At 70.7% G+C, this 13844-nt stretch carries 9 protein-coding genes; 2 read left to right on the top strand and 7 right to left on the bottom strand.

Annotated elements, in window-relative coordinates; genetic code table 11:
• Positions 1–63 precede the first annotated feature (63 nt).
• Together ACFY1H_RS18120 and ACFY1H_RS18115 are read left to right on the top strand one after the other, a co-directional pair.
• A complete protein-coding gene (locus tag ACFY1H_RS18120; protein WP_386947615.1) occupies positions 64–1179 on the top strand; it encodes a hypothetical protein in 1116 nt (371 codons plus the stop codon).
• 335 nt (positions 1180–1514) lie between these two features.
• Positions 1515–2504 carry a YihY/virulence factor BrkB family protein gene (locus ACFY1H_RS18115; RefSeq protein WP_386947614.1) on the top strand — a complete coding sequence of 330 codons (990 nt, stop codon included), beginning with the start codon at positions 1515–1517 and terminating at the stop codon, positions 2502–2504.
• A gap of 742 nt (positions 2505–3246) precedes the next feature.
• Here ACFY1H_RS18115 and ACFY1H_RS18110 read toward each other — a convergent pair.
• The 7 genes from ACFY1H_RS18110 to ACFY1H_RS18080 all read right to left on the bottom strand — a co-directional run bounded on the left by ACFY1H_RS18110 (position 3247) and on the right by ACFY1H_RS18080 (position 13809).
• Positions 3247–6054: a sugar-binding domain-containing protein gene (locus ACFY1H_RS18110; RefSeq protein WP_386947612.1), complete on the bottom strand. Its 2808-nt coding sequence runs from the start codon at positions 6052–6054 to the stop codon at positions 3247–3249.
• A gap of 76 nt (positions 6055–6130) precedes the next feature.
• The gene (locus tag ACFY1H_RS18105; RefSeq protein ID WP_386947610.1) at positions 6131–6421 is read right to left on the bottom strand and encodes a helix-hairpin-helix domain-containing protein; all 291 of its coding nucleotides are present in this window, start codon (positions 6419–6421) and stop codon (positions 6131–6133) included.
• Positions 6418–7305 carry an LLM class flavin-dependent oxidoreductase gene (locus ACFY1H_RS18100; RefSeq protein WP_386947608.1) on the bottom strand — a complete coding sequence of 296 codons (888 nt, stop codon included), beginning with the start codon at positions 7303–7305 and terminating at the stop codon, positions 6418–6420. Before ACFY1H_RS18100 ends, ACFY1H_RS18105 begins: the two co-directional genes overlap by 4 nt.
• Positions 7306–7448: 143 nt before the next feature.
• A complete protein-coding gene (locus ACFY1H_RS18095) occupies positions 7449–10700 on the bottom strand; it encodes a TIM-barrel domain-containing protein (RefSeq protein WP_386947606.1) in 3252 nt (1083 codons plus the stop codon).
• Positions 10701–11185: 485 nt separating this feature from the next.
• Positions 11186–11674, bottom strand: a complete 489-nt coding sequence (locus ACFY1H_RS18090; protein ID WP_366582891.1) for a hypothetical protein — start codon at positions 11672–11674, stop codon at positions 11186–11188.
• Positions 11671–12405, bottom strand: a complete 735-nt coding sequence (locus tag ACFY1H_RS18085; protein ID WP_366582892.1) for a 2OG-Fe(II) oxygenase — start codon at positions 12403–12405, stop codon at positions 11671–11673. Before ACFY1H_RS18085 ends, ACFY1H_RS18090 begins: the two co-directional genes overlap by 4 nt.
• 159 nt (positions 12406–12564) lie before the next feature.
• Positions 12565–13809 (bottom strand): serine/threonine-protein kinase, encoded by a 1245-nt coding sequence (locus ACFY1H_RS18080; RefSeq protein ID WP_386947604.1) that lies wholly within the window; start codon positions 13807–13809, stop codon positions 12565–12567.
• Positions 13810–13844: the final 35 nt, after the last annotated feature.

Raw genomic sequence — 13844 nt, 5'->3', positions numbered from 1 at the left:
TGGAGCTTCCTGCCCTGCCGCAGGCAGGACGGGCGGACGGACACCTCGATGAGGAGGAACCGCATGACGTTGTACACCGACATCCCGACCCGCTCCGAGATCGACGCGCTCTGGCAGGCCGAAGCTCCGGCCGCCGTGTCGATCTACCTGCAGACCGAGCCCACGTCACCGGGCGAGGCGGAGCGGATCGCCTACAAGAACGGAGTCCGGGAAGCGCTGGCACAGCTCGGCGACGTGGACCAGCAGGACCTCGCGGCACTGGAAGAACAACTCGCCGTGCTGGAGGACGAGGACTCCGGGGACTTCTGGCGGCACCAGGCGCGCAGCCTCGCCGTGTTCGCGACGCCGACCTCGCTGCACAGCTTTCGGCTGCCCAACCGCCTCACGCCGGCCGCAGTCGGAGCCACACGGTTCTTCGTCAAACCGCTGATGCGCGCAGTGACCTTCCCGCAGACCGCGTTCGTGCTGGCGCTCGCCCAGGGTTCGGCGCGGGTGCTGGAAACCGTGCCCGACGCTCCCCCGCGTGAGATACGCGTGCCGGGCATGCCCGCGGACGTGGCGTCCGCCGTCGGCAAGGCATCCGTCAAGGACCGCGCACCGAGCCGCCGGGTGCAGGGCGCGGAGGGACAGAAACTGCGCATGGCGCAGTTCTCCCGGCTGGTCGACGGCGCGCTGCGCGAGGTGCTGCCCGGCCACGGCGTGCCGCTCGTCCTCGCCGCTACGGAGCCGCTCGACAGCATCTTCCGCGTGCACTGCGGCTACCCCGACCTGGTGCCACACAGCGTGCCCGGCAACCCGGAGGACCGCGGCGACGGCGAGCTGGTCACCGAAGCCCGTGCGGTCCTCGACCGTTGGTACGCCGCGCGGCTCGACGAAGAGAAAAGCACCTTCGACGAACGCTTCGGGCAGGGTCGCACCTCGACCGACCTCGCCGACCTGGCCCGCGTCGCCACGCGCGGCGCCGTGCACACGCTGTTCGTGGACATAGACGCCACCGTCCCCGGCGAGGTCGACGACTCGGGCGAGGTGACCTTCGGAGCTCCCGGCCCCGTCGATCTCGTCGACGAGATCGCGCGCCGGGCCTGGCTGTCGGGCGCCTACCTGCTCGCCGTCCGCCACGAGGACGTCCCGCGCGGCGGCGACGTCGCCGCGACCTTGAGATACGCGCCGACGGCGTGATCGCGGACCCCTCGCCACCTGCGCGGTTGACCACCCGGAGCAGCGAGTACAGCCGGTGAACGGGCGCGTCGCGAGCCGCTGGGTTCCAAACTCGATACCTCGCCGATGCCGTGTACCAGCAGCTCATCAACGACACGCCCCACACGGCCGAACACGTTGCGTCAAACCAACCGCCGCTTGACACCAAACCCCAGGTGCTCCTCATTCCGAGATCGTCACCCTCGTGTCGTTCGTGTTCGCAACCTCGCAGAACCACCACCGAGACCACCGCTGACACATCACCCTTCCCAGGTGAGAAACGCCCCGCCACGCGCCCGGGTCCGGGGTCTTGGCGCGTGGCTGCGGAAACGGATGTCGCACAAGAGGATGGGGGTGGAGGGACACAGCTCGAGGTCTCCACCCTCCCGGACGAGGTCACGCCGACGAAGCCGGCGCAGACTTGGCGAAAGGAGGTGCATGAGCACGTGACAAACTCGGCTCCGCTGGTTCGCGCGCTGCGCAGGCGAGTCGAGGCCGCGCTGCGAGTCGTAGCCGAGGACCAGCTACCCGACCGAGCTGCCGCACTGACCTACTTCGGCCTACTGGCGATCTTCCCGGCGCTCATCGTGCTGGTCGCAATTCTCGAGCTGACCCTGCGCTCCACCCCCGACACCGACGTCGTCGTCGATGGTTTTGTCGAGCTGCTGCCGGCCGGCGCCGCCGGGGTGGGCCCGGTTCTGCGCGACGCCCTGCGCGACCACACCGCGGCCGGAACTGTCGTGGGGGTCGGACTGGTCGCGAGCGTGTGGGCGGTCTCGGGCTACGTCGCCGCCTGCCAACGCGCGATCGGCGGGATTCGCGGCGTGCCGGACACCCGACTGCCCTGGGTCGCCAAGCTCTCGCGGCTTCCGCTGACTCTCCTGATGCTCGCCCTGCTGGCCGGGATCACTCTCGCGCTGCTGGCCGGCGGTCCGCTCGGCGCCGCCCTCGAGCGGGCGGTCGGGCTGCCCGACCTGGTCGCGGGCCTTTGGCACGTACTGCGCTGGCCGCTGTTGTTCGCAGTGCTCCTGATCTTCTTCGGGCTGCTGCAGCGAGGACTGCCCGCCACCCCGGGAGCCCCGCGCGGGCGAGCCAAATGGGTGAGCCGAGGCGGCGTTGTCGGCGTGCTCCTCTGGCTCGCCGGATCCGGCGCGTTCTCCTGGTACAACGCGAACTTCGCCGCTGGCGGCTACGGCGCGCTCGGCACTGTGGTGATCTTTCTCGCGTGGCTGTGGGTGGGCCACTTCGCCCTGCTGATCGGTGTGGAGATCGACCTCCGGTCAGTCAGGTGCACCACCAAAAAATGAGCCTCAAACTCCGCCGGCTCGATCACGCCCTGACCAACCCAGCAGCGCTCAACGCAAGTACGGTGCGCAGCTACGCAGGGAAGGTGCGCTCGTTGGCCATGATCAACCGGTAGTCCGCGCTACTCACCTTCGGTGTACCCCGCGCAGGCACACCCGTTCATCCGGGGGTCTTCTTGGCAGTTCGCCACTGGCGCAAGATCCGCCGACCGTCGTTGTGCGTACCGGCCACCCGATCCAACTCGGCTCCATTCGGAGTCCTACCGCCGGCTGCTTCACGCAGGTGGTGCTCCCACGTCCGCTGCCCGGCCGTCATCCCGCCCGCTGTGGACGGGCGCGACGCGGAGTTCGAGCCGACGATCTCGGCGGCTTCGTGACCCGTCCTTTGTGGCGAGCCCGAGACCGCGTTCGCTCCACTCTCGGCGTGCGGAAGCCGTCTCGGAGCCAGTCTCGACCGCTGTCCGGGGCTTCCGTGCGCCGTCGAGCAGCTCGACTGCCATCAGCAACACCGACGGAGGACAAGCAGCCACTGTCACCTGAAGCGGGCTCAGCGTCGGCGCCGAGCAGATGTTGGCCACCAGCGACAAGCAGATGCCGAACACGAACGCCGGCCACGCCACCCAACAACCCTCGGCCGAGCACCCACGGCGCTGACGCGGCGTCACCCGTCGATCAGGACAGCGTTCCGTCGCTGGCCGGCCGCAAGCGAGGGATCAGGCGTTTCGGCCGGACCCCTCGCTTCCGGCTACGCGCCGAAGGTTTTCGTCGGGGGGTGGGTGGACAGGGCGGCCTGGTTGAAGGTGACGGCCACGCCGTGGCCGCGCAGGTGGGAGGCGGGCTGGTCGATCTTCCACCCGTCGACGCGGATGCCGAGGGACGGGTGGCGGCGGGTTTGGTCGGCGGTCAGTTGCGTGTGGACGGTGGTCGACTCGCCGGGGGCCAGGTTGAGGTAGTTGTCGCTGAAGGTGGCGGGCAGGATGCGGTCGCCGGTGTGGGTGTCGTAGGCCTGCAGGTGCAGCATGAGGGCCACGGAGTGGCCGGTGTTGGTGACCTCCGCGGTCAGGGTGAGCTCGTCGCGGTCGCGCCGGGCGTCGGCGGTGATGGAGACGGCGGGGGCGGGAGCGGTGTCCAGGCTTGCGAATCCCGTGGGGCGCGCCGGGTTCTCGAGCCAGGAGAAGGTGCGGACCAGTTCCGTACCGTGCTGGTCCTTGAGGGACAGGCGGACGAAGGCGACGTCGTCGGGGGTGGCGGCGAGCTGGGGCGCGAGGGTGCCGATGACGGTGTGGTCGGAGGCGGCCGCGGCGGGCACGCGCAGGGAAGTCTGGGCGAACGTCGTGCCGTTCAAGGCGTAGAGCGTGGCGTCGACGGTGCCGCGCACGGCCGACCGGGTGTGGTTGGCCACCACCACGTCGAGGGTCTGGCGGTCGAGGATCACGTTGACCCGCCGGCAGGCGTGCTGGACCGCGTAGAACGCCGAGTGCGCCTCGAGGTCGTGGGTGTACATCTGCCAGACGAAGCTGGGCTGCGCGGGGTTGGTCATCCACATGATGACGCCGGTGCGCGGGTACGGCTTGCCCGGCGACGCGCTGATCATGTTCGCGGCGTGCGCCTCGTAGATCGCCCTGATGCACTCGTAGTTCATCAGCTGCGACTTGCGCGCGAAGTCCGGGAGGTTCAGCACCTCGCCGTACCGCTGCGCGGTGAGCGCCAGGTACCCGGCGCCGCCGCCGTTGCCGCCGTTGCCGTTGACGTCGCGGTCGGCCCAGAAGTCGTCCGGGTGTTCCCACGACGACTCGGGGAGCATCTTGCGGATGAACTCCAGCGTCGGGATCGAGTACGAGCCGACCTCGTTGTGGAACGGGGGCCACTTCGTGCCGTCGTTGAGCGAAAAGTGGGTGCCGGGGGTGACCCAGTGGTACGGACCTCCGGAGCTGTACCCGCCGATGGGGTCCTTGCCGGTGTCGCCGGCCGAGCTGGTCAGCGCCGCGCGTTTCGGGTCGAGCTCGGCCACCAGCGCGTCGAGGCCGTCGACGAGCGGCTGCGGCGGCGGGCCTTCGTTGCCACCGCACCAGAGCAGGATCGACGGGTGGTTGCGGAACCGCACGATGCAATCGCGGATGTTGTCCAGGTCGCGCGCGACGTCTGCGGGCGGCGGGCCTTCGGTCGAGCAGAAGAAGTCCTGCCACACCAGAATGCCGTACTCGTCGCACGCCTCGAAGAAGTCTTCGGTGCTGCTTTGGCCGTTCCAGTTGCGGATCAGGTTGAGGTTGGCGTCGCGGTGCAGCCGCACCTGGTCGCGCAGCCGTTGCCGCGGAATGCGTTTGAGCGCCTCGTCCAGGCCCCAGTTGCCGCCCATCACCAGGATCGGCTGGTTGTTGACGGTGATGGCCAGACCGTCGACGGTCGCGCCGGACGGCGACTCGACCGGCTTGGTGTACTCGATCCGCCGTACCCCGAAGTCCACCGTCCGCTCGTCGCAGACCTGACGGCCGGACTCCACCGCGATCGTGAGCCGATAACGGTGGGGGTCGCCGTACCCGTTGGGCCACCACAGCTTCGGGCGGTCCAGGCGCAGGCAGGCGAGGTCTTCCGACGTCAGCGTGATCGTGGACGCCCCGGCCGGCACGGTCACGGTCCGCTCGAAGTCGTGACCGTCGAGGGATCCCTTCAGCACCACGGGTTTTGCGGTGTCGAACGCGCTGTCGAGAGCGAGCTCGACCGTGACGTCGGCGGTGCGCAGATCGGCCGACAGCGTCGGATCGACGTGCACGTCAGTCAACCGGACCGGGCCGGTGGTGGACCAGGTGACCGGCTGCCAGATGCCCAGGTCCCGATCGGGGATAGTCGGCAGCCAGTCCCAGCCCGCCGTGCAGAAGAACGTCGGCCCGTTCTTCAAGGTGATCCCGGTCTTGCCCCCGTTGCGCCCGCCGCGCGTCACCCCGCTGGCGTAGCTCGGCAGCGACGGCGGGTCGGCGTAGTCGAGCTTGCCGACCAGCACCGCCAGGTACGCGGTGCCGTTCGCGTTCGTGATGATGTCCGTGACGTCGAAGACGCTCCGCTTGAACGCACCCGCGACGGTGCCGACTTCGGTGCCGTTGAGCCAGACGGTCCCCAGGTAGTTGATGCCGTCGAACTGCAGCCAGAACCGCTGGCCCGGAATCAGCCGCGGCACGGCGAACGCGACGCGGTACCAGTAGCCGGTGTCCTTGAGGGTGTCCGGGACCGTGTCGGTCACGATGTGGCCGTACAGCGGATCGGGGTACTCGCCGTTGGCGATCATGCTCGTGAGCGGTGTTCCCGGCACGACGGCCGGCTTCAGGCCCGCGAGCTGCTGGGCACTGGCGAACCGGTCCCCGGTTGCCGCTGTCGCGTCGGCCGCGGTGAAGGTCCAGCCGCCGGTGATCTCGTGGCCGTCGAGGTGAAGGGGCCGGCCACCGGCCGTGCCGTCCGGGGCCGCGTCGGCAATCCCCGACAGGCCGAGCGCGCCGAGCGCGCCACCACCGGCGATCGCGATCCCACCGGACAGAAACCGCCTGCGATTCAGCTGGGTCACGTCGCTCCCGATCCGTGTCTGACAACGTTGTCACGCTCAGTGCGACTTCTATGATCGACGGGCCGGGATCCCTTTGTCAATCCGACTTTGGGAGGTGCCGGGCCTGTAGCTGCTTGCGCTCCGCGGTGTAGTGCCACCACGGTCGGGCCGGCCGCCCGGCGGCTTGGTCCACAACGGACAAAACCGTGTCGAGCAGGCACGGGTCGAGCCGTTCACCCGCCGCCGCGGACATCCGCTCGTACAGCTCGACCGGGTCCTGGTTCGCCAGCTGCGTGATCCGGGTGATGCCGATGCTCTCGAAGTAGCCCGCCACGGCGGGGCCGACGTTGGCCAGTGTGGTGAGGTCGGATTCCTTGTGCGAGGTCATCGGGGTGCCTCCTTTTCCGATTCCCAGGCCGTTTTGTCGAGGACGCCGGCCAGCAGGCCGATCTGCTCGGGTGATCCCGAGCACGGGAACAGCACCAGATCGTCGGCTCCGGCCTCCGAAAGCCGGCCGATCTCCTCGCGCAGGCGGGGTTCGTCGGTGATGACGTCGAGACGGACGCGGGGCATGAACTCGGCCCCGTAGTAGTGCGCCACATACGATTCGGCCGTTTCCGCCGCGCGCGACCCCAGGCAGAAGTAGCGCTCGACGACGATCCGCGGTCGCCCCTCGCGGCCGGCTCGGCTCCATTCCCGCCGGACGGTCGCGACCCCTTCGTTCAAGACCTCCAGCCCGAAGGACGGCGCCACCCAGCCGTCGGCCAACCGCGCGGCCCGGACGAAACCGGCGGGCACGACCCCGGCGAGCAAAACCTGCGGACGGCCTGGTGGCAGGCCGGGGATCGGCCCGCAGGCCCCGGACAGCTCGCCGCGCCACACCTGCCGCATCGTGTCCAAAGTGGACTCGAACAGGGCGCCCCGCTTCGTCATTTCGACGCCGCTCGCGTGGTAGTCCTCCGGCCAGCCGCCCATCCCGAGCCCGACGGTGAGCCGCCCTCCGGAAAGGCGTTCGACCGAATCGATCTGCTTCGCCAGGACGACCGGATTGCGGCGATAACCGGTGTTCAGCACCGTGGTCAGCAGCTCCACGCGCTCCGTGCACGCCGCAGCGGCGGCCAGTGCCACCAGCGGGTCCAGGTTGTCGTACACCAACCGGTCGAGCACGCCCAGCGAACGGAAGCCCCGCTCCTCGCTCTCGGCGGCCCACCGTCCGATCCCCGCGGCGTCCGTCCCCGGCACCGCAGCGGGCAGTCCGATCCCGATCCGCACCCGTATCTCCTCTGTCGGCGTTCGTCTCTCCGCCAACGTAAGCGGGGAGGTCCGGCCGGATCTTGAACAGATCGGACACCCACACGACGGGCCCTGTCACGCCACAGCAGCAGGGGCAACGGCTCGTCCGCCGGGACGACGGGTTACGAGTTCAGCAACCGCACCGTGAGCGGGCGAGCGGTCGGTTGCGCAGGCGTTCGCACGGTCACGGTTTTCGTCGCGGGGTCCCAGGTCCACGTGTTCGCGGCGCTGCGGTGGCCGTCGACGAGCACGGCCGACGGAGCCTTGGCGGCGGTGAACCGGACGGTCCAGGCGCGCTGCGCCGGCCGGCCCGGGTAAGAGCCGTGCATGGCGTCGATCGCGAGTGTCGCCGAGCGGGGGTCCTCGGTGTAGGTCAGGCGGGTGGTGGCGCCCTTGGCCGAGGGTGACTGCCCGTCGTCCTCGTAGAGGGTGAAGGTGCCCTGGTGGCCGCCGGCCACGGTGGCCGTGGTGGCGGTCAGGGGGTGGCCCTGGTCGCCGGTGACGTCGGCGCTGCGGGTGACCATGATGCCGCCCGAGCGCAGGAACACCGGCATGGTGTCCCAGCCCGTGGTGATCTGCGCGGTGGTCCCGCCGTGGTAGGTCTTGCCCGTGAAGTAGTCGGTCCAGTCGCTGCCGGGCGGGAACCACACGCTCGTGGTGGCGGTGGTGCCGGGGCTCGTCACGGGAGCGACCAGCACGTCCGGCCCGTACAGGTACTCGCCGCCTGCCTGGGCGTAGGCCTCCTGCTGCCCGGGGTACTGCAGGTACAGCGGACGCACGATCGGCAGCCCCGTGGCGGTGGCCTGCTGCGCGAGCGTGTACGTGTAGGGCACGAGGTCCTCGCGCAGGTTCAGGAACTTCGTCGCCGACGTGTCCGCGGCGGCCCCGTACTGCCACGGCAACCGGTCGCTGTGGTTGGAGTGCAGGCGGTCGATCGGCTGGAACGTGCCGAGCTGCACCCAGCGCGCGTACAGGTCGTCCGGCAGCTTCGTGCTGCCCGGCTCGCTGCCCGGTTCCTGCAGGCCCCCGGTGTGGCCGCCGATGTCGTGGCTCACCGAAGCCAGCCCCGTCGCCGCGGACTCGCCGGGCGTGTAGCCGACCTCGAATCCCAGCGTGGCCCAGTCGGAAATGGTGTCACCGGTGAAGTGCAGCGTGGTGCGCTTGTCGGCCCAGGGCCCCGTGGGCACCGCGGTGGGCGAGCTGTAGCCACCGGCCTGCAGTGAGCCGTACGCGCGGGAGAACGCGAACCCGCGGCCGACGGTCTTCGCCGCGTCGTCGGCGTACTGCTGGTTGATCCACGAGTCCGGGGTGACGCCGGCGAGGCCGGAGCTCGACCCGTCGCAGCACCAGTCGAGCCACCAGAGGTCGTTGCCCTGCTGCTCCATCGGCCGGTGCAGGTCGAAGTAGGCGCGCAGCTGGTCCGGGTCGCCGAAGTCGAACACGTAGCAGTCGGTGCCGCCACCGCCGCAGCTGCCGGGCTTCAGCTTGCCCTTCGCGGTCGCTTGCGCCGCGGCGAACTGCGGGTCGGAGGCGAGGATGCTCGGGTGGACGTTCAGCGCGGTGTGCAGGCCCTGATCGTGCGCCCACTGGAAGAACGCCGCCGGGTCGGGGAAACGGGCCGGGTCGATCTCCCAGCCGTTCCACTTGTTCGGCGTCTTGAAGTCGGTGTCGACCACGAGCATGTCCAGCGGCACGTTCTCCGACCGGAACTTCGGCAGGATGGTCTGCTCGAAGTCCGCGGCGGTGCGGTCGTAGTACTCGGAGTACCAGACGCCGTACGACCAGCGGGGCAGCAGCAGCGACGGCCCGGTCAGCTGGGACAGCTCCCGCAACGCGCGGGTGTAGTCCTGGCCGTAGGCGAACACGTATCCGTCCTGGTAGGCCTGGCCGCCGTGCGCCTGGCGCTGGGTGACGACCTTGGTACGCGGGTCATACAGCGCCGAAGCGGTGTCGTCGAGCAGCGACCAGCCGTCCTGGTAAAGGATTCCCGGGGCGGTGACCGCGGTGCCGTCCACGCCGTCGAGCCCGCGCCGGTAGCCGCCGAGAGCCGCGTGCGGGGCGAGCAGCGGCGCATGGGGCTTCGTGATCGCGACGGTGTCGATGTTGAGGTGGCAGTTCGTCGAGTCGGGGCAGGCCAGCGTCACGGTGTCGGTGCCCGCCGCCAGCTTGACCGGGACGGCCGTGGTCCGCCACGAGTTCCAGCTGCTCGTCGCCGGCAGCGTGAGGCTGGTCGGTGCGGCGTCGCCCACCCGGACCGACAACGTGGTGGGCTGGTTCTGGCCGGAGACGGCGGTCGCGTCGGCGTAGCGCAGTTGCAGGTCGTACGAGCCGTTCGCGGGCACGCCGGTCACCGTGAGCGCGCTGGACGCGTCCGCCCGCTCCATGCCCGCGAGGAAGCCCTTGCCGGAGTAGCCGTCGTGGTCGCTCGCCGCGTGCGCGCCGCCGGCCAGGGCGCCCTGGTCGGCTTCGCAGAGCGCGCCGAAAGCACAGGGCGTGGGTGCGGGCGGGACGGGCTGCGGGTACGCGGCGCCTGCCGTGACCACGGCGAGGCTGTCGATGTTGACGTTGCCCGAGTCGGTGGCGCCACGCTCGATGCTGACCTGGTGCTCGCCCGCGGGCAGCGTCACCGGCACGGTGGCGAGGGTCCAGGTGTCCCAGTCGGCGGTGGGCGGCAACGACACCTGGTGCGGATCGCCGCCGTCCACGAGGACGGTGAGCGTGCGCGTGGTGTGCTGGCCGTCGCCGCCGGATCCGTTGGCGTACCGAAGATCCAGCTGGTAGTCGCCGGCCTTCGCGGCGGTCGTGCGGAACGCCAGGGCGTCGCCGGCGTTGGCGAAGCCCGCGGCGAACCCGGCGCCGGTGTAACCACGGTGGTCGTCGGCCGCGCCCGGCCCGGACAGCTGCAGATCCTCGGCCTCGCACAGGGCGCCGAACGCGCAGGCCGGGGTCAGTTTGCCTGCCCAGGGGCGGGCTGTGACGTCCTGGCCGCCCGTGCGCAGCTCGACGGTGAGGTTGTCGTCGGAGAACGCGCCCGAGCCGAGCTTGTAGCGCAGCTGGACGGAACTGGTCCGGATGGTCAGCCAGCCGTCACGTTTCGTTGCGGTGTAAGGGGTCCGGGCGAAACTGCCGCGGCCGACCGCGTTGAACGTGCCGGCGTCGACGAAGGCGGAGTCGCCCGCATACTCCGTCCGGATGAGCGTCGGCGAGAGGACCTCGAACCGTGCCTGCCCGGCGGTCACGGTTTGCGCGGCGAGCGCGGAAACCGGTGTGGCGCCGGCGGACGCTCCCGTGGACACCAGCGTGCCCGCCAGACACACGACGGCCAGCAGCCGCACCAGAAATCGTCGCCGGACCGATGTCGACCGCCTGGTCACCGTTGCCTCCTAGAGATCCCCGGCGACGGTACTTCGGGAAGGATCAAGGCTGAAGACGCGGGCCTGAGCCTGTCCGGTGGTCTGTCCTGTCGGGCACCGGCAGACTCCGCGCGGACGAACAACCCGCGGGCGCGTCGGCATCACGGTACGGCCGTTCGGAGCCGTAGCAGGTGATGCGCTCCGCGGGCATGAGGAACCAGTGCCGTTCGAGGCACCGGACTTTCACGTGCGGAACGCCGGAGAGCCGGGACGCCCATTCGATCGTGGCGACGTTCCCGCACTCGGGGCAGGACACGAGTTCGATCGCTGTGCGCTCGTGTTGGTCGCCGTCGGGGTCGGTCATCGGGAGGTGCTTCCCGGATCGAGGCTGCGATTTCTTGTCCATGCCGGGTAGACGAACTGCTGCGCGGGAACGTGAGGTCCGGTTCGTACGACCAAGCCGGGTCTGCGAGGCCCGTTCCTCGCGCAGTGCGATGTGTCCGGCGTCATGCGTTCCCGGCCACGTGCCAGGAGGCGCCGTCCGCGGTGGCGCCGGTGAGGCCGTGCAGGTGGGCGAGGCCGACGAGCGCGAGGGTGCGCGGATCGCCGATTCCGGCGGTCGCCAGTGTGCGGGCCGGGGTCCAGGGGGTCGACCACAAGAGGCGCCGGGTCATCTGGGCCCAGCCGGTGGCCGGTCCGGTCATGAGCCACAGGTCGGGGTCGGCCGCGGCGAATCGGGAGGCCGGGCGCAGCCAGGACGCTGCGGTTTCGGGCCAGGTGACGGTGCCGAGCGTCCGGCCGCCGGCGTGGGCCCAGGCGGATTCGACCGCGCGGGCGGTCGCGAGGGCGCGGGCGGTGCGGCCGGAGCCGATCGTGATGTCGCGGGCGCCGCGGGCAAGGGCGAGCCGGACGAGAGCGTCGACCTCGGCGTCGGTGGCCGTCAGGTCCGCGTCGTAGGTGGCGGGCTTCGTCAGCAAAGGGCTTTCGCCGCTCATGCCGCGTCGTGGAAGACGAGGGCGAGGGTGTGCCGTTCGCCCGACCTGATGGCGGACACGCCGTGGCGGACCGGCGCCGCCGACCAGCCGCGGGCGGATTCGACCGGCCGGTCGCGGGTGGTGAACAGGTAGCCGTGACCGTGCGGCAGCAGGGTGGCCGTGCCCCGGGACTGGGCGCGCGGGCGCTGTTCCAGCAGCAGGAACTCCCCGCCGGTGTGGTCCACGCCCGGCTCGTTGAGGTTGATCACGACCTGCAACGGGAACACGAGGTCGCCGTACAGGTCGCGGTGGAGGGCGTTCCAGTCCTTCTCGGCGTAGCGGAGCAGGATCGCGGTGGACTTCGCCTGGCCGGCGTCGTGGCACATCCGGAGCCACTCGTCGAGGGTGTCCGGCCAGGGCGCGGGCCGGCCGAGCTTGGTCCACCAGTCGCGGGCGATCGGCAGCAGGCGCGGGTACAACGCCTGCTTGAGCCGCTCGATCGGCTCCGGGTACGGCGCGTGGAAGTACCGGTACTCGCCCCGGCCGAAGCGGTGCCGGCCCATGTCGACGGTGCTGCGGAACAGGTCGTCCCGCGCGTACAGCCCCCTGATCTCCTCGGTCTCCTCCGGGGCCAGCAGCCGGGGCAGCAGGGCCCCGCCGTACTCGTCGACCTCGGCGGTGATCGCCGGCCAGTCCCCCGACTCGACGCGGTCGCGCCAGCGATCCACGGTCGCTTGCCGTGCAGCGTTCATGCAATCTCCAGGTTCACGAATGCCGGACACTCCTCTACCTGGTAGACGGCGGCCGAGGGTAAAACGTGAGATGGCCTCCGCCGGCGATTTGCGGTGGCCCCGGCGTACAGCGTGAGCCGGTCGGGATTGCGGCGAGTGGGGTGTCTGCGAGCGGAGGCGCTACGGGCCGCCGGGGCCCTTGCCTTTGCCCTTGGCCTTCTCTTCGGGTTTGCCTCTGGCTTTGCCGCCCGCGGCTGGCGTCTTGGGAAGAGCGCCCGGGCCTCGCGCAGCGACGGGGATCGGCCGCGACGGGGCGGGGTTGTGCGGTACCGCCGCCGGGACGGCGGAGGTAGGTGGCTTCGCGGAGGCGGCGGTTGACGGCGCCGGCGCAGCGGGAAGTTGGGCGGCAGGTGCGGGGCCGGGCGCGTCCGGTCCCGTGAGCGCCACAGCGAGGACGGCTGCCGTCGTGACGGCCGCGATGCCTCCGAACGCGGCCAGCAGCCTCGGGCGAAGCCTGCGGGCCACGGCCGGTGGCCGAACCGGCGCAACCGCGGTAACGGGCTGACGAAGCAGCTGCAGGGCCTCAACCGCCGTGGGGCGGTGCGCGGGCTCCCGGGCCGTCATCCGCTCGAGCGCGTGCGCCAACGGTGCGGGCAACCCGGCGGGAATGCGCGGCGGCCGGTGCAGCCGCGCCATCGCCGATTCGGCCATCGTGCCAGGGTATTCGCGTTGTCCCGTAAGGCATTCCAGCAGGATGAGACCCAGCGCGTAGACATCGGCGGCGGGTCCGGCCGGCTCGCCGACGACCTGCTCGGGCGCGAGGTACGCGGCCGTGCCCGTGACGAACCCCGTGCCGGTGATGCTGGTCGAGCCGAGCTCGTGCGCGATGCCGAAATCGCTGATCAACGGGCCGTCCGGGCCGAGCAGGATGTTGGCGGGCTTGAGGTCCCGATGCACGACGCGCCGGGCGTGGATGTGCGCGACCGTCTCGACGAGCCGCACCGCCAGATCGGTCACCTGATCGGCCGGCAGGGGCCCGGAAAACAGGCGCTCCGCCAGGTTTTCGCCGTCCACGAGCTGCATCACGAGAAACGGGCGGCCACCGTCCGTCCCGCTGTCGAGCACGGCCACCACCCGCGGGTGGTCGATGCCGGCCTGGATCGTCCGCTCCCGCACGCGGCGCACCTGCTCCACCGCGACCGATTGCCGGTCGTACACCTTGACCGCGACCTCGCGGCCGAGCCTGCGGTCCACCGCCCGGTAGACGCGCGCCGTGCCTCCGCTGCCGATCAGCCGCTCCACGTCGTAGCGTCCGGCGATCGAGTGCGGCGGATCCTCGGGCACCTCCCACGGCAGCACCTGGGCGCCCAGGGTGAACCGAGGATCGGTGACGCCACTGGCGTCGCTCCCGCGTCCGTCCGTCATCGGCCGACACCCCCGTCCTCTCGGTGACCGCCCAA

Source organism: Amycolatopsis sp. NPDC001319, from assembly GCF_042896185.1.
GTDB lineage: Bacteria > Actinomycetota > Actinomycetes > Mycobacteriales > Pseudonocardiaceae > Amycolatopsis.
This window is presented reverse-complemented; position numbering and strand designations above follow the sequence as displayed.